The organism is Sphaerospermopsis kisseleviana CS-549 (assembly GCF_028329225.1).
GTDB classification, from domain to species: domain Bacteria; phylum Cyanobacteriota; class Cyanobacteriia; order Cyanobacteriales; family Nostocaceae; genus Sphaerospermopsis; species Sphaerospermopsis kisseleviana.
The window spans coordinates 12,150-32,196 of sequence record NZ_JAQMTI010000131.1 but is presented as its reverse complement, the minus strand read 5'-3'; the positions used below and the strand labels follow the sequence as shown (position 1 = coordinate 32,196).

Annotated in this window: 15 protein-coding genes, 1 tRNA gene and 1 rRNA gene; 10 read left to right on the top strand and 7 right to left on the bottom strand. The window is 38.0% G+C overall.

Annotated features, from left to right (window positions below):
• A 16S ribosomal RNA gene (locus PN497_RS11255) occupies positions 1 to 102 on the bottom strand; the annotation flags it as partial.
• Positions 103 to 412: 310 nt separating this feature from the next.
• Here PN497_RS11255 and glyQ point away from each other — a divergent pair.
• The 6 genes from glyQ to PN497_RS11225 all read left to right on the top strand — a co-directional run bounded on the left by glyQ (position 413) and on the right by PN497_RS11225 (position 8,025).
• Entirely contained in the window at positions 413 to 1,297 is an 885-nt protein-coding gene (glyQ, locus tag PN497_RS11250) for a glycine--tRNA ligase subunit alpha (protein ID WP_096567704.1), read from the top strand.
• A 275-nt stretch (positions 1,298 to 1,572) separates the two neighbouring features.
• Entirely contained in the window at positions 1,573 to 2,058 is a 486-nt protein-coding gene (locus tag PN497_RS11245; protein WP_096567702.1) for a DUF4079 domain-containing protein, read from the top strand.
• A 201-nt stretch (positions 2,059 to 2,259) separates the two neighbouring features.
• Positions 2,260 to 4,614: a ComEC/Rec2 family competence protein gene (locus tag PN497_RS11240; RefSeq protein ID WP_096567700.1), complete on the top strand. Its 2,355-nt coding sequence runs from the start codon at positions 2,260 to 2,262 to the stop codon at positions 4,612 to 4,614.
• Positions 4,615 to 4,697: 83 nt separating this feature from the next.
• Positions 4,698 to 4,782 (top strand) — tRNA-Ser (locus PN497_RS11235).
• Between the two features lie 263 nt (positions 4,783 to 5,045).
• Entirely contained in the window at positions 5,046 to 6,854 is a 1,809-nt protein-coding gene (gene proS / locus PN497_RS11230) for a proline--tRNA ligase (protein WP_096567698.1), read from the top strand.
• A 556-nt stretch (positions 6,855 to 7,410) separates the two neighbouring features.
• Positions 7,411 to 8,025, top strand: a complete 615-nt coding sequence (locus PN497_RS11225; protein WP_096567695.1) for a GerMN domain-containing protein — start codon at positions 7,411 to 7,413, stop codon at positions 8,023 to 8,025.
• A gap of 509 nt (positions 8,026 to 8,534) precedes the next feature.
• On the opposite strand, the gene accB is transcribed toward PN497_RS11225, so the two are convergent.
• Entirely contained in the window at positions 8,535 to 9,062 is a 528-nt protein-coding gene (accB, locus tag PN497_RS11220; protein WP_096567693.1) for an acetyl-CoA carboxylase biotin carboxyl carrier protein, read from the bottom strand.
• Positions 9,063 to 9,233: 171 nt separating this feature from the next.
• A complete protein-coding gene (gene efp / locus PN497_RS11215; RefSeq protein ID WP_096567692.1) occupies positions 9,234 to 9,791 on the bottom strand; it encodes an elongation factor P in 558 nt (185 codons plus the stop codon).
• A 205-nt stretch (positions 9,792 to 9,996) separates the two neighbouring features.
• Here efp and PN497_RS11210 point away from each other — a divergent pair, with 205 nt between their 5' ends.
• Complete coding sequence (locus PN497_RS11210) at positions 9,997 to 11,103, top strand: peptidylprolyl isomerase (RefSeq protein ID WP_096567690.1); 1,107 nt, start codon at positions 9,997 to 9,999, stop codon at positions 11,101 to 11,103.
• Between the two features lie 604 nt (positions 11,104 to 11,707).
• On the opposite strand, the gene PN497_RS11205 is transcribed toward PN497_RS11210, so the two are convergent.
• On the bottom strand, positions 11,708 to 12,598 hold the full coding sequence (locus tag PN497_RS11205) for an aspartoacylase (protein WP_096567686.1): 891 nt from the start codon (positions 12,596 to 12,598) through the stop codon (positions 11,708 to 11,710).
• Between the two features lie 133 nt (positions 12,599 to 12,731).
• Between PN497_RS11205 and PN497_RS11200 the strand changes: the two genes are divergently transcribed.
• Positions 12,732 to 13,655, top strand: a complete 924-nt coding sequence (locus PN497_RS11200; RefSeq protein ID WP_096567684.1) for a LysR substrate-binding domain-containing protein — start codon at positions 12,732 to 12,734, stop codon at positions 13,653 to 13,655.
• 22 nt (positions 13,656 to 13,677) lie between these two features.
• Here PN497_RS11200 and PN497_RS11195 read toward each other — a convergent pair whose 3' ends face one another.
• Both PN497_RS11195 and PN497_RS11190 read right to left on the bottom strand, forming a co-directional pair.
• The gene (locus tag PN497_RS11195) at positions 13,678 to 14,250 is read right to left on the bottom strand and encodes a Uma2 family endonuclease (RefSeq protein ID WP_096567683.1); all 573 of its coding nucleotides are present in this window, start codon (positions 14,248 to 14,250) and stop codon (positions 13,678 to 13,680) included.
• Positions 14,251 to 14,341: 91 nt separating this feature from the next.
• Complete coding sequence (locus PN497_RS11190) at positions 14,342 to 15,466, bottom strand: AI-2E family transporter (protein ID WP_096567681.1); 1,125 nt, start codon at positions 15,464 to 15,466, stop codon at positions 14,342 to 14,344.
• An 862-nt stretch (positions 15,467 to 16,328) separates the two neighbouring features.
• Here PN497_RS11190 and ftsH point away from each other — a divergent pair.
• Positions 16,329 to 18,272 carry an ATP-dependent zinc metalloprotease FtsH gene (ftsH, locus tag PN497_RS11180; protein ID WP_096567677.1) on the top strand — a complete coding sequence of 648 codons (1,944 nt, stop codon included), beginning with the start codon at positions 16,329 to 16,331 and terminating at the stop codon, positions 18,270 to 18,272.
• A gap of 42 nt (positions 18,273 to 18,314) precedes the next feature.
• On the opposite strand, the gene PN497_RS11175 is transcribed toward ftsH, so the two are convergent.
• Entirely contained in the window at positions 18,315 to 18,500 is a 186-nt protein-coding gene (locus PN497_RS11175; protein ID WP_096567675.1) for a hypothetical protein, read from the bottom strand.
• 368 nt (positions 18,501 to 18,868) lie between these two features.
• Here PN497_RS11175 and acsF point away from each other — a divergent pair, with 368 nt between their 5' ends.
• Entirely contained in the window at positions 18,869 to 19,945 is a 1,077-nt protein-coding gene (gene acsF / locus PN497_RS11170) for a magnesium-protoporphyrin IX monomethyl ester (oxidative) cyclase (protein WP_096567673.1), read from the top strand.
• Positions 19,946 to 20,047: the final 102 nt, after the last annotated feature.

Here is a 20,047-nt window from a genome sequence, read left to right as displayed (position 1 = left end):
TTACTCACCCGTCCGCCACTAACTCCTAAGAGTCCGTTCGACTTGCATGTGTTAAGCATACCGCCGGCGTTCATCCTGAGCCAGGATCAAACTCTCCGTTTTGTTAAGTTTGTTTAGCTCTTTTGACTGTTCTTTTACTACCTCAGTCCGGTATCATTTTCTTTACTTGACGCAGGACTTGTTGTATACTGTCTTTCAAACTATAATATTTTCAAGGTTCGGTGTCCCTCCGAGTCCCGCTCTCTCGCGGCTCTCTCTCAGGCACTTATTCAATATAGCGAACCTATCTTGGAATGTCAACTACTTTTTCCAAGTTTTTGGAAAAAAATTTTTTAATGGCTGGAAGCTGCTCAGAATACTGGGTTTAGGCAACAATGGTGTAGGCGTTGTTGACTCATAGGAAGAGTAGATAGTGAATTTTCAGTCAGTAATAGCGGTTTTACATCAGTTTTGGGGTGAGCGTGGTTGCTTGATTGCTCAACCTTACGATATGGAGAAGGGAGCAGGAACTAAGAACCCTCATACTTTTTTAAGGGCTTTGGGTCCAGAACCTTGGGCAGTGGCTTATGTTGAACCTTGCCGTCGTCCAACCGATGGGCGCTATGGCGAAAACCCAAATCGGTTCCAACATTATTATCAATATCAAGTTCTGATTAAACCTTCACCAGATAATATCCAGGAGATTTACCTTGATTCTTTAAGGGCTTTGGGTATTCGTCCAGAGGATCATGATGTGCGGTTTGTGGAGGATAATTGGGAAGATGCAACGGTGGGGGCTTGGGGTACTGGTTGGGAAGTGTGGTTAGATGGAATGGAAATTACCCAGTTTACTTATTTTCAACAGTGCGGGGGTATTGATTGCCGTCCGGTGTCCATTGAGATTACTTATGGTTTAGAAAGATTGGCGATGTATCTCCAGCAAGTGGAGGCTATTACTAAGATTCAATGGACGGACTATATTACCTATGGTGATGTTCATCTTCAGGGTGAGATTGAGCAGTGTACCTATAACTTTGAAGCTTCTAATCCTGAGATGTTGTTAAATCTGTTCAATATATATGAGCAGGAAGCATCCCAACTCACAGAAAGGGGATTGGTATTACCTAGCTTAGATTTTGTGATTAAGTGTTCCCATACATTTAATTTGCTGGATGCAAGAGGTGTAATTTCGGTGACGGAACGAACTCGCTATATTGCCAGGATTCGTCATTTGGCTAGAAAGGTGGCTCATTTATATGTTGAGCAAAGGGAAAAGTTGGGTTTCCCGTTGTTGAAAAATTCACAAGCTGCTGCTTGATTCCTGTTTCAGAAGATGCAGAGCATCTAGAACACCGATTCATTAATCGTAAGGGCGTATAGCATTCGGACGGAATATGAATTGGTTTCAGCGATAGGTTATCACCCGAATGCTTCGCCCCTACAAGGTAAAAACAGATTACCTAGCATTACTGAGTCGACGTTCTAGATGTTCGTTACCAGGCAACGAGATAGAATAAGCAAAGTGTTAATTTTTGTAACTCCTCCGTTTTTGGGGGAGTTGCTGTTCGTGGCAAAAATAATGGTGTGTGTCAGATGATGAATATTAGTGAAGCGTTAGAACCTATTGCAGCTTGGTTTCGTTCTTTGGGTATTCCTGAACCTGTTACACATTGGGGACATCCGGTGATGATGGGGATTGTGATTTTTGTGGTGGGTAGTTTTGTGGGTGTGTCTGGTTGGCGGGGTAAATTGCTGCAAGATACAGATAAGGATGCTGCTGTTAAAAGTCGCAGCGCCCATCGTCAGTTAGCACCTTGGTTATTTATCTTTTTGGCAGGTGGTTATACAGGTGGTGTGTTGTCTTTGGTGATGCAGCATCAACCACTGTTTGAAAGTCCGCATTTTTGGACTGGTTCTCTTGTACTGTTGCTGTTGTTGGTGAATGGTGCAATTTCTCTGAGTGGGTTTTTTGGTGATAAAGCAGGTTTGCGTGCAGTTCACGCTTATTTAGGAAGTACAGCACTGTTAATTTTGTTTGTTCATGCTGTCTTGGGGCTGAATTTGGGTCTATCTCTGTGAACTACCCAAACCCGCTTACGCTGAGGTTTGAGCTTCCGTACTCACAGTTAAAATAGGTCTTTTTTCAGTTCTCTATTTTGTTGGGTTGTGCTGTCGCTTAACCCAACCGACAATAATTATTTTTAATTCAGTTGATTTATTTATATAATTACTTCTTTATATTAATTTTACTAACTAAGTGCTTTTGGCAATTAAATTTTTATGATACAGAGTAGTGGCGTTATTATTTGTCTGGCCTATATTTTAGGGTTGTTGTTTACAGCTGTTCCTTGGGGTGGTGTATGGATTTTAGCACTGGGGATATTGGCAGCAGTTTTTTTTCGGGCAATTTTTATTAATTTACGGAAAATTAACTATAAACAGGAAAATTATCTCACTAAAGCTAAGACAGGGGTTAATACTCCGCTGACTACTCCTCATCCTAGAGTATGGTTAATAGCTGGTTTGGTGGGTTTGTTGGCAACTTTTTATTTTCAAGTGCGGACACCGCAACCAGGAGCAAAAGATATTAGTCAGTTTGTTTCTAATGAAAATAATAGTAATCAAGAACAGTTAGTAATTGTCCGTGGGGATGTGATAGGTACTCCTCGTTTAACTCGCAGTCAAAGGGGACAATTTTGGCTGAATGCGACGCAACTGGATGAGGTAAAAAATGACCAGGGTCCGGCAAGTGTGCCAAAAGGGGTAACGGGTAAATTATATGTGACTGTGCCTATTCTTCAAGCTACTGGTTTATATCCTGGTCAACAAATTGCGATCACTGGGATGTTATATAAACCTAAAGGGGCTCAAAATCCTGGTGCTTTTGATTTTCAGAAGTATCTTAAACAAGAAGGTACTTTTGCAGGTTTGATTGGTAAACAGATTAATATTATTGATGAAGAGCGAAAATGGGGATGGTGGAAAATTCGGGAAAAAATTGTGCGATCGCAAGTTCGTTGGTTAGGTGTTCCTGAAGGTCCTTTAGTTAGTGCGATGGTTTTAGGTAGTAAGGCGGTAGATTTACCTTATGATATTCGTGATTTATTTGTGAATGTGGGTTTAGCTCATGCTTTGGCTGCTTCTGGTTTTCAAACTTCTTTAATTTTGGGAATAATTTTACAATTAACTAGCAAAGCTAACAAGGGTATTCAGTTTTTTTGCGGTAGTTTGGGATTACTTACTTTTTTATGTTTAGCTGGGTTTCAATCATCAATTCTTAGAGCAGTAATTATGGGTTTTGCTGCATTAATTGGTTTGGTTTTAGAAAGGAAAGTTCAACAATTAGGATCTTTATTATTAGCTGCTACTTTATTACTTTTATTTAATCCTGTTTGGATTGGAGATTTAGGTTTTCAACTCAGTTTTCTAGCAACTTTGGGGTTAATTGTCACAGCTACACCGATAACTAAACGTTTTGATTGGCTGCCTTCTGCTATCGCTTCGTTAATTTCTGTTCCTATCGCTGCCACAATTTGGACTTTGCCTTTACTTTTACATATTTTTAGTGTAGTTGCTGTTTACAGTGTGCCATTAAATATTATCACTACCCCATTGATTTCTGTGATTAGTATTGGAGGTATGATTAGTGGTTTGGTAAGTTTAATTGTACCAGATTTAGGTAGCACGTTAGCCAGTTTTTTATATTATCCAACTTATTGGTTAATTCAATTAGCAGAATTTTTTGCTAATCTGCCTGGAAGCTCGGTTGCTGTAGGTAGTATATCTACTTGGCAAATGTTTGTAGTTTATGGATTAATTATATCTACTTGTTTAATCCGTTGGTGGCAAAAAAGATGGTGGTTTGCTGGTTTAATGGTTGTTGTTTTATTGATAATTCCTGCTTGGCATTCTACCAGTAATTTATTACGAATCACATTATTAGCAACTAATAATGAACCAGTTTTAGTAATTCAAGATCAAGGAAAGGTAACTTTAATTAATAGCGGTGATGAAGGTACAGGACGTTTCACTATTTTACCATTTTTACAACAACAAGGGATTAATCAAATTGATTGGGCGATTTCTAGCAAATTTTTGGCAAATGAAAATGATGCTTGGTTAGAAATTATGGATAGAATGCCTATTAAAAATTTTTATGCTTATTTTTCTCAACAAGAAAATAATCTGGAAACTCAAGCTATTCAAAAAAAATTACAACAGCAGCAAGGTATTTATCAGCCTTTAGCATTAGGTCAAACTATTAGCACTGGTGCTATTATTGCCCAATTCACTAATGAAAAATTACCAATTTTAAAATTGCAGATTTTTGGAAGAAATTGGTTATTGGTAGGTAGTATCAAGTCTCAACAAATAGCACAATTGGTTAAAACCGGTGATTTGTCTTCTCCCCAGGTGCTTTGGTGTCCATCAGAATCTTTACAGGATTTGGTAACAGCACTGCAACCACAGGTGGCGATCGCATCTGATAATAACCTTAACAGTAAAACATTAGATGCTATCAAAGGTAAAACCAAACTCTTCTTCACAGGTAGAGATGGTGCTATTCAATGGACTCCTGATGCTGACTTTGAAGCTTTTATCCAAGTCACAGAAAACAAATCTTCAAATTTGTAACAGGTTAGTGAAAAATATGGTATGATTGGGGATGATATAAATTAATATCACCCCTATTCACGGAATGAAGTGAATCAAGATTTGGAGAGGTGGCAGAGTGGTTGAATGCGGCACACTCGAAATGTGTTTTGGGGCAACTCAACGGGGGTTCGAATCCCCCCCTCTCCGTTACTAGATATTTTGTCAGTCTGGAAGTTACGTTTCAAATTTTTATGTTTTACGCAAAGGCGCAAAGAAGCAAAGATAAAAAGATGGCAAGCAATAGAAAAGCTAGAATGTGATACAAATAGATGAAAACTGTTGTTAGGTTTCTGCAAAGCTGCAAAAGCAGGACAAATTTACAGTTTTTAGGTAATTATAAATGTTGATAAAGTTACCGCTAATTTAGCGTCAGGTACTTTATGAATAATTAATTTGCAAAGGAAAAAACGATGCGACTATCACAAATGTTATTTGTTACACTTCGGGATGATCCAGCAGATGCGGAAATTCCCAGTCATAAACTTTTACTTCGGGCTGGTTATATCCGTCGCATCGGTAGCGGTATTTATGCTTATCTGCCTTTTATGTGGCGGGTTTTACAAAAAGTTTCCCAAATAGTGCGGGAAGAAATGAACGCCACCGGCGCACAAGAATGTTTGTTACCTCAATTACAACCTTCTGAATTATGGAAGGAGTCGGGAAGATGGGATACTTATACTAAAGCTGAAGGTATCATGTTTTCCCTTATTGATAGAAGGGAACAACAACTAGGTTTAGGTCCTACTCATGAGGAAGTAATTACCACAGTTGCCCGTGATATGATTCGCTCATATCGTCAATTACCGCTGCATTTATATCAAATTCAAACTAAATTCCGTGATGAAATTCGCCCTCGTTTTGGTTTAATGCGGGGTAGAGAATTTATCATGAAAGATGGTTATTCTTTCCATGTGGATGAGGAAAGTTTAAAGAAAACCTACCAGGATATGTACCAAGCATACAGTAATATGCTGCGCCGTTCTGGTTTAGCTTTTCGGGCTGTGGAAGCTGACTCTGGTGCTATTGGTGGTTCTGGTTCGACAGAATTTATGGTGTTAGCTGATGCGGGAGAAGATGAAGTTCTCTATACTGAAGATGGGAAATATGCAGCGAATGTAGAAAAGGCAATTTCTTTACCTGCGGATGCGGAAACTTCACCTTTTACTACTTTTGAAAAACGGGAAACTCCAGGAACTGACACAATAGAAAAAGTTTGTGCTTTCTTACAATGTTCTCCTACCAAAATTGTCAAAAATGTTTTATATCAAACTGTTTATGATAACGGTTTGACTGTTTTGGTGTTGGTGAATATTCGCGGTGATCAGGAAGTTAATGATGTCAAATTACAAAATGAGTTGACTAAATTAGCTGAAAAATTTGGTGCTAAAACTATTCTTTCTTTGAGTGTACCCACTAATGAAATAATTGCAACTTGGGCAGCAAAATCTTTACCTTTAGGTTATATTGCACCCGATTTAGGTGATGATTATATTGCGGGAAGTAAACAGGTAAATTCTAAATTTGTGCGGTTGGTTGATAAAACCGCTGTGGAGTTAAAGAATTTTGTCACTGGTGCAAATGAAAGCAATTTTCATGTGGTTGGTGCAAATTGGGGTGAGCAGTTTAAATTACCTGATATTGTAGTAGATATTCGGAAAGCAAAAGCGGGCGATCGCTCACTACACGACCCCAACCAAACCCTACAAACAGCTAGAGGAATAGAAGTTGGTCACATTTTCCAACTCGGTACAAAATATTCCCAAGCTATGAATGCAACTTATACCAGTGAACAAGGGGAAGAAAAACCTTTAGTGATGGGTTGTTATGGTGTAGGAGTTTCCCGGTTAGCACAGTCAGCGGTTGAGCAGTCCTATGATAAAGATGGGATAATCTGGCCAGTAGCGATCGCACCTTATCACGCTATTATTTCCATTCCCAATGTTAACGACACCCAACAGGTAGAAATTGCCGAAAAAATCTACACAGAACTGAATAAAGCAGGTGTCGAAACCTTACTTGATGATCGTAATGAGCGAGCAGGTGTAAAATTCAAAGATGCTGACTTAATTGGCATTCCCTTTAGAATTGTTACAGGTCGCGCCATTGCTAATGGTAAAGTAGAAGTAGTAAAACGGGCAAACCGTGAATCTCAAGAAATTGCCATTGACGAAGTTGTAAATATATTACAACAATGGATTAAAGAAGCAGTAGAGGGATAAAATTAAACTCTTGTGGGGCAGGCATCTTGCCTGCCAATAATATGTATTTGATTTGACGATTCACAAGAAAGTTAAAACGAAAAAACTGGCGAAAAGACTGGGAAATTTAAATATTTTCACGAAAATTGAAGTTGTGTAAATATGTACCCACAAATTTCAGGAAACTGCCATTGAGAAATTGATTAATATATTAAAGATATTAAAGAATAGATTCAAGGAGCAAGCAAAAATACAGACAAGTATAGTTACTGTACACTGACTTATGGAAATATAATTTTACCTATCTATCCTGTGAGCGTGCGTATTTCAAGAATTGTTGAGATTGACATTAAAGTTGATGTGACGGTCTATAAATGTGAACCTAAAATTAAAGATAAGATAAAGTTGGGTGCAGGATGATAAATTGCTGAAACAGGCAAAATACAAAGTCAGCAGAATTTTCACACATTAAGGCATCTCTAGATTTTAAGAAACTACCCACGCATCCGTATCTTATTTAGCCAGGCTACTCCTCTCTTGAACACTACTTCAGCCCTTTGTCAAGCAGGTTTTATATATGAATGAACAACAAAGAACTAATCGTAATATTTCTTCAGGTGTCATAGCAGCCGTCTCAGCCGCGGTGGTGGCGGTAAGTGGTGGGGTAGCTTGGTTGACTTCCCAAACTCCTCAAACTCCCATACCAGGAAACCCCTCTCAAAGCATTAAACAACCACAACAGCCATTAACTACCCAGCCGGGGAAAGAAGAAACTGCTAATATATATTGGCTCAAACCAACGGAAACAAGCTTTGAATTAGTTCCTCAGCCGATAAAAATTGCTGCTGCACAACCTAGCCAAGCTTTAGAAGCTGCTTTTGAAACTTTGTTAGCAGGTCCAACAGAAGGAACAGACTCAACAACTATTCCTCAAGGTACTAAACTGCTAGGTTTGAAAGCTGACAATAACGAAGTTCACGTTAATTTATCAGAAGATTTTACCAGTGGTGGGGGTAGTGCCTCAATGGTTGGCCGTGTAGGGCAGGTTGTCTATACTGCTACTAGTTTAAATCCTAACGCCAAAGTTTACATTGAAGTCAATGGTAAGCCATTAGAAGTTTTAGGTGGTGAAGGTGTGGAAATAGAACAACCACTAACTCGTAAAAGCTTTAACGAAAATTATCCTCTTTAGTCAGTAGTCGTAGGGGCGAAGTAGGGGCGAAGCCTGCCTGTCGGCAGACAGGCATTCGGAAAATAACCTGTGATAAAAATTGATAATTTATCGCCCGAATGCTTCGCCCTTATAGGAAAATAGCCTTGGACAAAAATTGATAATTTATCGCCCGAATGCTTCGCCCTTACAGGAAAATAACCTGTAATAAAAATTGATCATTGTTCGCCCGAATGCTTCGCCCGTACAGTAGTCAGTAGTTGATGATTTTTCCAGAACAAAAAGAACTGACAAAGGACAACTGACTAATTTTGATCAACTTCTTTTCAAGTTGTAGCGCAGCGATCGCAAATAGTCGTTAACATAACAATGAACAGGGTGCTGAGGACATCAATTGATAATCAAACTCCGACTACAACAGGGTTTTCCTGCTGACTCTGAGAACAGTTGACTTCTGGAACTTTTGACTTCTGGAACTGCTAACTGCTGACTGCTGACTGCTGACTGCTGACTGCTGACTGCTGCTATAATTAATCTGGATTAATTCGCATTAAAGGTTGACCATATTCTACAGGTTCGCCATTTTGAACGAGAATTTCCATCACTTGTCCAGAGACTTCGGCTTCAATTTCGTTCATCAGTTTCATAGCTTCGATGATGCAGACTGATTGACCTACTTTAACGCGATCGCCCACTTCCACAAATGGCGCTTCACCTGGTGCGGGTGCGCGATAAAAAGTTCCCACCATCGGAGACTGGACTTCTATAAATCGAGAGGCGGCGGCGTTAACAGCTAAAGGTGATTGTGCTGTAGCCGAATTATCACGACTTGTAGCTATTTCTGGTAATTGTATGGGTGCTGTATGGGTTGCTGGTGCAGGTGTCAATCCTGGACTAACCATACCACCTAACTGAGCTTGACCCACCGACAGTACAGAATTATTTCCACCTTTACGCACTGTTAGCTCAAAGTCATCGCTTTTCAGTGATACTTCGGTAATATCAGTTTGTGCAATAGTAGCTAATAGTTGGCGGATTTCATTAAAATCTAATGGCACAGTATTTTTTACCTCGACCTAACCGTAAATCAGAATCTTATTCTCCAATTCAGGAGGTAATACCCAGAAATTTGGTGTGATTTTCGGGTATTACGGGAGATTGTTCATTTCCCCAACCTCGCTGGATGACAAGGGCTGGAAATCGATCTGGGATATCCACAAAAAAGCGGCTTATTCCCTGCCTAAATATTTATCTTCTCTGGTATCTATCTTGATCCGTTCACCTTGAGAAATAAACAGGGGAACCATGACAGTTGCGCCGGTTTCTACCTTCGCTGGTTTAGTACCACCTGTAGCGGTATCACCTTTCACACCAGGATCAGTTTCAACTACTTCGAGAACCACAGAATTAGGTAATTCAACTTCTAGAACTTGTTCGCCCCAACGAATAACGTTGACTTCCATACCTTCTTTGAGGTACTTAACGCGATCGCCAATTTGTGCAGCACTTAATCTACCTTCTTCATAAGTTTCCATATCCATAAAGATGAATTCTTCACCTTCTTTATAGGTATGTTGCATTGTCAGTTTTTCAAGAGTAGCCTGTGGCACAGTTTCACCAGCCCGGAAAGTCCGTTCTAAAACCTTGCCGGTTTGGACATTTTTAATAGTTGTCCGTACAAAGGCAGAACCTTTACCTGGCTTAACGTGAAGGAAATCAATCACCCGCCATACAGACCCGTCTAGGACGATAGAAACACCGGGTCGAAAGTCATTACTAGAGATCATGAAACTTGCAAATTTTGGAAGACAGTCGGCATTTATTGTACCTGTTATTAGGGAATAGGGAATAGGGAATAGGGAAGGTAAATAACCCAATTACCCATTACCCATTACCCATTACCCATTACCAATCCGCAATATGGGAAGATGAATGATGGGTTACTTCCCAGTTCATACAGTTAACAATTTGATGCTGCATTTGAGAAATTCCATGTTTAACTTCATAAAATCCTGGCTGAAATACAGCCTCAAGACCATGCTGCTGGTAACAATACTTGTAGGCATAAGCACTGCTGGGTGGACTTCCTTTAGTTATGCAGCCCTGCCATCTGGTAACGCTATCACTGACGGTAAAGCTTTGTTAAGGTATGCACTGCCCATTGATAATCAACCAGTACGCAAACTGCAAGCTAGTTTAGAAGATATTTCTAATCAACTACGTGCCAACAAGCGATGGGCGGCGGTTTCCAGAGACCTCAGCCAAGCTTCCCGGATTCTCGATAAACCTTCCCAAATCTTAACAAGCGTTCCTGCAGAACGCCAACCCCAAGCCGAAACTTGGATTGCTGATTTAAAATCTGGCATTGCAGAATTGCAAGAAGTAGTTAAAAACAAACAAAAGGACCCTATTCTGGAAGGCAGAGCGAAATTACTCAATCTTGTGACTTTGTTAGAAGAGTCAATGGTGACAGAATTTCCTTTTGAAGTTCCTGCTAAGTTTGGTAATTTACCTCAACTTAAAGGCCGCGCTACTATTGCCATTAAAACCAATAAAGGGGATCTGACTGTAGTGGTAGATGGTTATAGCGCCCCGGTGACTGCTGGTAATTTTGTCGACTTGGTACAACGGGGTTTTTATAACGGTTTAGAATTTACCCGTTCTGAAGAATCTTATGTATTACAAACAGGAGATCCTGAAGGTAAAGAAGTCGGTTTTATTGATCCTGCAACTGGTAAATATCGGGCTGTTCCTTTAGAAATTTTGGTAGAAGGCGACAAAGAACCAACTTATGGTATTACTTTGGAAGATGCTGGACGTTATCTGGATATGCCAGTATTACCTTTTTCTTCTTTTGGTGCTTTAGCAATGGCACGTCCTGAAGGTAATGTAGATGGTGGTTCTTCTCAGGTTTTCTTCTTTTTATTTGAACCAGAATTAACTCCTGCTGGACGTAATCTTTTAGATGGTCGTTATTCTGTTTTTGGTTATTTGACTGAAGGTAAGGACATTTTAGATAAGCTTAAAGCTGGTGACAAAATTGAATCTGCTACTGTTGTTCAAGGAATTGAAAATTTAGTTCAGCCACAAGCATCTTAATTAATTTTGGATTTTAGATTTTGGATTTTGGATTTATTCTGAAATCTAAAATCTATTAATTTTCAGCCAATCCCAGAAACGGAGGATAACCCCAAAAATAGAGAACCAAAATAACACATATAGAAACCATAAAAGAATATAAAAAACTAACCAAATCATTACATCCAAAAATGGTTTCTGATCTCGGTTAATTTGTAAGTATAAGTTTCTATTATTATACAAGAAATTATTTAGCTCCGTAGCATCAATGTTTGCCTGACTAGTGTTACAAGAATAATCAGAAAATTTGATGTGTTCTTGGTTAGTTTTTAAGTATAGCGTTGATATCTGACATCCTTCCGAATTATATGGTGTTTCAACCTTAGTACCTAAAAGTTGAAACTCAGTAATTGAATTAGACCAAAATGCAGGCAAATTACTATGTTCTAGGCGACAATTCACATATCCCTGCTTTAGTCGGTGACAAGTGATAGTATCAGAAATACTAATTGGCGACCTCCATATTATTATGTAAAAAATAAATAATAAAGGTGTTACCCATTCAGAACAACCTGGAAATTTAGACATAAGTGTTAACCCTTGAATTAATCATTTCCAACTTTTTCTAAATTGTGATTTGATGCTTTTCGGTAAAACACATAGCAGTACCTTTTTCATAATAAGCAGCTTCGTTAATAAAGATTGGATAAACAGTAGAGTTTCCTTCATAGCTAATTGTCTGACCATCAAATGTTAAAAACATAGGATCACCGGGATGAAAAACTTCATAATCTTTAAACTGAAGATGAGGATGAATCATAGCTTGAATTTCTCCGTGTTCGTTTCTCGGATAATCAATTTTTTCTATATATTCGTAGCAGATTAGGTTATTTGAAAAAGATGGAACTTTTCCCTGGTTGTACAGTTCCAAATAATCTAAAATTGTGTATATTATGGCTTCAGTTTTCAGAACAAAATTTGCATTCAAAACACCTTGAGGAACAGATCCCACCTCAATACAAATTCCAAATCTAGCAATTGATCGCAGTGAATCATAACTTCGCCCAGAGTTTCCCAAACCACAAACCTTGATTGCAGGATTAATATAATTGAGATAGGCAGCTAATTGCAAATTGAATGGTTCATCATTATCTACAATTATGGTTATGCCCATATTAGCAGTGGTACTATGTAAATCTACGATCAAATCAACAGGAGTTTTACCATTTTTTCCAAACAGATAGTTAATCTCTCTAGCTCGTAAATCCTCATAACTAGATAGTGTTAAATCCTCTAAATTTTGGTGCATAAAACAGCGATTCAAATCTTTGTTGATATATCGTCTTACTGCTATAAACGCTTGAGGATTAGCCAATAACGTCAGTGTTTCAAAACTGGATCTGTTAATTAATTGAGGGAATTGCTCAAACTTTTTAATCAAGTATACTCCAGTAAACTCATTCCCGTGAGTTCCACCGACAATCAACACCCGACTCAGTTTATTTTCAGGTTTCATTTTTGGTTCTCCAGTGACAAGTTGTTGTGTTGTTCTGAAGATATCCGAGAAACCTATGATACAATCATCTTATTTATGCAACATTCCATGACTAAAAAGTCATAATGCCGATAAAACAAGTATATTTAGCTCTATGACTAAGCCCAATTGGGATCAACTCGAACTGTGTCATCTGAAATATGCGATCGCTGTAAATGATAAGCAGGGATTTACAAACGCTGCTGCATATCTAGAAATTGATCAGGGATTTCTGAGTAAGCAAATAAAATGGCTGGAAAAAAAAATTGGATTTCAAATATTTGATCGTCACCAACGCCCGTTAAAATTAACAGATGCTGGCAATGAGTTTTTGCAAGCAGCCCGTCAAATTCTCCATGAGGTTGAACAATCAATTGAATTAGGGCAACGATTAAGTCGCGGTGAGAAAGGAAGATTAAATATAGGAATCAATACCTCAATTGCCAATAGTAAACTACCCGAAATTCTCAGAGCATTTCATGATAAATTTCCAGAAGTAGAATTGATTTTACAAGAACTAGCTTCTTATGAGCAAATGGACAAATTGCGAAACAAAAAAATTGATTTAGGTTTCTTTCACAGGCATAATTTAGATAATATTAATCACAATAATGATAATTTTTTCAGTTTTATCCCCGTTATTCAAGAATCACTGGTCATTGTTTTACCTGAAAACCATCGTTTCGCAAGACGAACGAGTATTTCACTTGCAGCACTGGCAAATGAGCAGTTTATTCTTCCACCAAATAACCTGTTATACAATTTGCGTGAGCAAATTAATAGTCTTTGTCTAGATGCAGGTTTTAAGCCAAAAGTTAAACAAGAAGCTGCATGGATATCAACTGTTCTGAGTTTAGTAGCGGGTGGAATGGGCATTTCACTACTTCCAGCTAATGTACAAAATTTGCAACGACATGGTGTAATCTATCGTTCTATACAAGGAAAATCACCATTATTAGAACTTGTTGCTGTGTGGCGAAGCAATAATGTATCTATAATTTTGAAAAATTTCCTGGAAGTTATTTCTAATTTAGCTTAAATGCTGACAATGCAATATCCGATTACACCAACTTACCTGCATTCAAAACCTGCTCAACTGTAAGATTCAATTCAGTAAAAGTCCGCGATATAATTTTTTCATTAGCAGTAAATACTGTATCTTCATATAATCCCTCTTCTAGCAATAAAACAGAAATCTTATTGTCTAAAGAATCTACTATCCAATATTCAGGAACTCCTAAAGCAGCATATTCCGATCTTTGATAACGATAATCTCTTTTTACCGATTCTGGACTGACAACTTCTACAATTAATAATGGTGCTGACTCAAACACAGCAGAAGCATTTATCAGTTCTTTCGCATCTTCTTCCGTCACCACACACAAGTCACTCAACCGCGATTTATTTTTACTCGTTCTCACCCCAGTTTCCCCAAAACACAACCAAGGTAAACTTAAAGTTTGAATTTCTACATCTATATTTTTTTCCAAAAATTTGCAAATCAAAAAATGTTCAATCGTAGGTGGATTCATAATTTCTAATTGTCCATCAACCAGTTCAGATTTAAACCCAGATTCATCTTCATAATTTAAGTATTCTTCAAAAGTGAGACTTCTTACTGCTGTGTTAACCATCTTGATTACCCCTAGATGTTAGTTGTATATTAACCTATAAGTGAAATGAAAATTGTCAGAACTTGGGGATCTATTTGCTGGAATGTTGTAATTAATCTTCATCATCTGCTGTAAGTTCCATTTCCTCAGTTTCATTAATATCAGAAGATTCAGAAACCATCACTAATTGATTTTCTACATGATGATTATGATGATTATGTTTCCACTCATCCAAGACATCTTTAACTAAGACTTCTTGTACCCAAATTTTAGCAACAACAGTTAAAGGTAATGCCAAAAATAATCCTAAAAAGCCAAAAAAAGTCACAAAAAACAACTGAGAAATTAAAGTTACTGCTGGCAACAAAGATACCTGATGCGCCATAACTATCGGTGTGATAAAATTACTCTCAACTTGTTGAATAACAAAGTAGAGAATCAAGACAAAAACAGGTTTCCAAGGATTATCTAAAAGAGCGATCGCCATTGCTGGAACTACACTCATAGTTGGTCCCAAGTTGGGAATTAAATTCATAAAACCTGCTAAAACTCCCAAGGCTAAAGCAGCTTTAACACCCAACAGCGATAAGCCGATCAAACTCATCAATCCTACTACACAAACAGCAAGAAAAGCCCCTGATACCCATCTTTCTAAGGAAAGCTCACATTGATCTAAAATTCCCTCTACCCGTCGGCGATAAAATGAAGGAAATAGCCTCACAAATACTTTCCGATAAGCATTAGGATTAACTAAAAACATCCCAGTTAAAACTAGAACTAATAAAATATTAAGGACAATTACCAAAGAACCAGAAACAAAAGCAAAAGAATTTCCTAATACTCGATTAATTAAAGGTTGTGCTTCGGCAACTAAACTGTTTATATCAGGAATAAAAACTTCCAATTGTTCAGGAATGTGAGTTCTCTGTTCATCAATCCAAGTATTAATACGTTCAAAACCTTGGGGAACTCGATAGGTTAATTCTTGAAATTGTTGGGCGAAAGGTGGCACAATTAACCAGAAAAAACCTATTACACCCCCTAAAAAAATCATCACTGACAAAAAAACCGCAAACCCACTTTTTATGCCTAAATTTTGGAAAGTTCGTGCTAACCGATTTAAGGTAGTTGCTAACACAACAGCAGCAAAAATCAGTAACAGCACTTCCCGCAGTTGCCACAATATATATAAAGAGAGAACTAAGGTGATTAAACCTATCCATTGACCAAGTTTCACAGACTAAACTCCCAAACCTTGGTAAGATGAAATTTTAGTAGTCATTTAACAGTCAGTAGGGGTTAGCACTGCTAAACCCGTACAGTAGTCAGAATATTTGATTAATTGGTAGATGATCAAATATTACGTTTGCAGGTGTGCTTTAAAAAGCCTACGGGCGAAGCATTCGGGCGAGCAATTATAAATTTTTGTCCCAGGCTATTTTCCGAATGCTTCGCCCCTACTTTGGTTTTGTGTTAGCATTCGCCAAAGTAAGAGAGTTATCAGAATTACAGTAGGCAACAAAACTAAAATCAGCGCGTTTAATGATGTACCTGGGATTAACACCATTGGTCCTGCATACTTAATCAAAAACGAGATGACAGTTGACAAAAGAAGTAGTTTCACCAAGAAGAATAGTTGATTTTTCATAAAAGTGCGGGAATACACATTTTTTTGGTAGGGTATACACGAATTTAGACTTGAAGATTGATTCTGAACATTCTCTACAATAGAAATCAGACACAAAACTTTACTTGTGCATCTTCCTACCGTAGTAGCTCTGAATGTAATTGGTAGATTAATACCTATAGCTATAGCATTATACCAATTTTCTTTGGGAAATGCTCTAGTAATTCTGCTAGTTACGGCTATTTTTAGATTGGTCAGTTAGTTTGCAGCAATATTAGCATCAAAATTGACAATTGACAATTGATAATTGTTTCATTCAAGGTTTAAAACCTCCTCTTTCAAGGGGAAAAAGTCCAAGATTCCGCTTTTTCAAGACTCTGAATTTAAAGGAGAGGTAATTGTTAATTGACAATTGATAATTGACAATTATTGAGCCATTAGCAATGAGCAAATTTTATAGAGGTAAATTATCATGCCTGTAGAAACAAATAATAATAATAAGAACAAAATGAAAACGCCAAAAATTCGACAGTTTGGTGGTAGCTTCCTAATTTTACTAACTTTGTTATTGCTGCTGAATTTGATAGTTCCCAGTATTTTAGGACCACGATTGCAGCAAGTTCCTTATAGTGATTTTATTGATCAGGTAAAAGCGGGTAAAGTGGAAAAAGCAGTTGTGGGGAGCGATCGCATTGAATACGCAATCAAAACCGAAAATCCTGAAGGTAAAACCGTGGAACAGGTATTTAGAACCACACCTGTTGCTATTGATTTAGATTTACCCAAAATTCTGCGGGAAAATAATGTAGAATTTGCCGCACCTCCACCAAATGAAAACGCCTGGATTGGTACTATATTAAGTTGGGTTGCTCCTCCATTAATTTTCTTTGGAATTTGGGCGTTTTTAATGAGTCGTCAAGGTGGAGGACCAGCAGCATTAACAGTTGGTAAAAGCAAAGCGCGGATTTATTCTGAAGGTAGCACTGGGGTAAAATTCCCAGATGTTGCAGGTGTGGATGAAGCAAAAGCAGAATTAGAAGAAATAGTTGATTTCTTGAAAAACGCTGCTAAATACACAAATTTAGGAGCAAAAATTCCCAAAGGTGTCTTATTAGTTGGACCTCCAGGAACTGGTAAAACATTATTAGCAAAAGCTATTGCTGGTGAAGCGGGTGTTCCTTTCTTTAGTATTTCCGGTTCTGAATTTATTGAATTATTTGTAGGGGTTGGTGCTGCAAGAGTTAGAGATTTATTTGAACAAGCAAAACAACAAGCACCCTGTATTGTTTTCATTGATGAGTTAGACGCTTTAGGTAAATCTCGTGGTGGTGCTGGTGGTTTCGTTGGTGGTAATGATGAAAGAGAACAAACATTAAACCAATTATTAACAGAAATGGATGGTTTTGATGCTAACACTGGTGTTATTATCATCGCTGCTACTAACCGTCCTGAAGTTCTCGATCCTGCTTTACGTCGTCCTGGTCGTTTTGACCGTCAAATTGTGGTAGATAGACCTGATAAAATTGGTAGAGAAGCTATCCTTAAAGTCCATGCCAGAAATGTCAAATTAGCAGAAGATGTTGATTTAGGAATTATTGCTACTCGTACCCCTGGTTTTGCCGGTGCAGATTTAGCAAATTTAGTAAATGAAGCTGCATTATTAGCCGCAAGAAATAACCGTCAAGCAGTATTAATGGCTGACTTTAATGAAGCTATCGAAAGACTAATTGCCGGTTTAGAAAAACGTTCTCGTGTCTTAAATGAAATTGAGAAAAAAACCGTTGCTTATCATGAAGTCGGTCATGCTATAGTTGGTGCATTAATGCCAGGAGCAGGTAAAGTAGAAAAAATCTCTGTTGTTCCTCGTGGTGTAGGTGCTTTGGGTTATACAATTCAAATGCCAGAAGAAGACAGATTTTTGATGGTAGAAGATGAAATTCGTGGACGTATTGCCACTTTATTAGGTGGACGTTCTTCGGAAGAAATTGTATTTGGTAAAGTTTCCACTGGTGCTGCTGACGATATTCAAAAAGCTACAGATTTAGCGGAAAGAGCGATTACAATTTATGGGATGAGTAATAAACTCGGACCTGTTGCATTTGAAAAAGTCCAACAGCAGTTTATTGAAGGTTATGGCAATCCTCGACGTTCAATTAGTCCGCAAATGACGCAAGAAATTGACCGCGAAGTGAAGGAAATTGTTGATAATGCTCACCACATTGCTTTGAGTATTCTGCAAAATAACCGCGATTTATTAGAGGAAATTTCTCAGGAATTATTAGAGAAGGAAATTCTCGAAGGTGGTTATTTACGAGAAAAGCTTTCTCAAGCTCAAGCACCTGATGAAATGGATGAATGGTTGAGAAATGGTCAGTTAGATGCTGATAAACCTTTGTTGCAAACGCTCTTGGTTTAGTGTGCGATAAATGTAGGGATTTACGGTAGGGGTTTAGCAACGCTAAACCCCTACATTTTTGATTTTTAACGGAGTCTTTTTAGTGCCAGAACCAAGACGTATATTAGAGTCTCGCAATCCATAACTATCTGTAAATACTTGTTCTACCTTAATTGCTGCTCCTTTCTTTATTCTCGTAATAAAGTCAACTTTGCTCTCGATTATTGGTTTTTTTTTGCTGGCATTCATGGCTGATCTCAATCGCTCAATTACTTGTCTAGATTGAGTTTCCCACTATTTTTGCTCACTGCAAATACCACCCTTAACAATTTCTCCTTTTCCTTAACTTTTCACCAATGCCTTCGTATTATCTACTGCTTTATTTATTTAAGCTGATTAATACTCATGATAACTTAACAAGTAAAGTCCAGACTGGCATCAGTGATCCCAACTAACTACCAATTTTCAACTTCTGATTCCGCAATAGCTAAAGATTTGTTGCAACTCTTAATGATTTATTTCCCTTTTCACGCCTAGACCTTGGTACACTGTATTTCATACAAATGTCATTATTGTCCTTGGTTCAAAATTAAGAAAGACACTCACTGCAAGCAAACATGGTAGATTCCCTAAAAAAACCAGGCTTTGAAGAAATGCGTCCTGGGGTGAAAGTACCCTCTAAAGAAACCCTTTTAACACCCCGGTTTTACACAACCGATTTTGATGAAATGGCGCGGATGGATATCTCCGTCAACGAAGACGAGTTAAAAGCCATCCTTGAAGAATTCCGGGTTGACTATAACCGCCATCACTTTGTCCGGGATGCCGAATTTGAACAATCCTGGGATCATATTGATGGGGAAACTCGCCAGTTGTTCATTGAATTTCTGGAACGTTCCTGTACTGCGGAGTTTTCCGGCTTTTTACTTTACAAAGAACTCGGCCGCCGCTTAAAAGATAAAAGCCCTGTATTGGCTGAATGCTTTAACTTGATGTCACGGGATGAAGCACGTCACGCTGGATTTTTAAACAAGGCAATGTCAGACTTTAATCTATCCTTAGATTTAGGGTTTTTGACCAAGAGCCGCAATTATACCTTCTTTAAGCCCAAATTCATCTTCTACGCTACCTATCTTTCTGAGAAGATTGGTTATTGGCGTTATATCACCATATATCGTCATTTAGAACAACATCCTGAAGATAGAATTTACCCAATTTTCCGCTTCTTTGAAAATTGGTGTCAGGATGAAAACCGTCATGGTGACTTCTTTGATGCCATCATGAGAGCGCAACCCCAAATGCTCAATGACTGGAAAGCTAAACTTTGGAGTCGCTTCTTCCTGTTGTCAGTATTTGCTACCATGTATCTCAATGATATTCAGCGTAAAGATTTCTATGCTGCTATAGGTTTGGATGCACGGGAATACGACATTTATGTGATTAAGAAGACTAATGAAACTGCTGGAAGAGTCTTCCCCGTCATGTTAGATGTGGATAATCCAGAGTTTTACGAGCGTTTGGATGTTTGTGTCAAGAATAACGAAAAATTGAGCGCAATTTCCAACTCCAATACACCCAAATTCCTGCAATTCTTCCAAAAACTGCCAATTTACATTTCTCATGGTTGGCAATTGTTAAACTTGTACCTAATGAGACCCATTGATGCGGTTTCTACTCATGGTCAAGCTAGATAACTTTACTTAAATGTGTAAAAACACCAGTGGTTCTGTTGTTAACAGAGCCACTTTTTTTAGTATTTTGTATGTAATTTTAGGGAGAAAATTCGCAAAATTGAA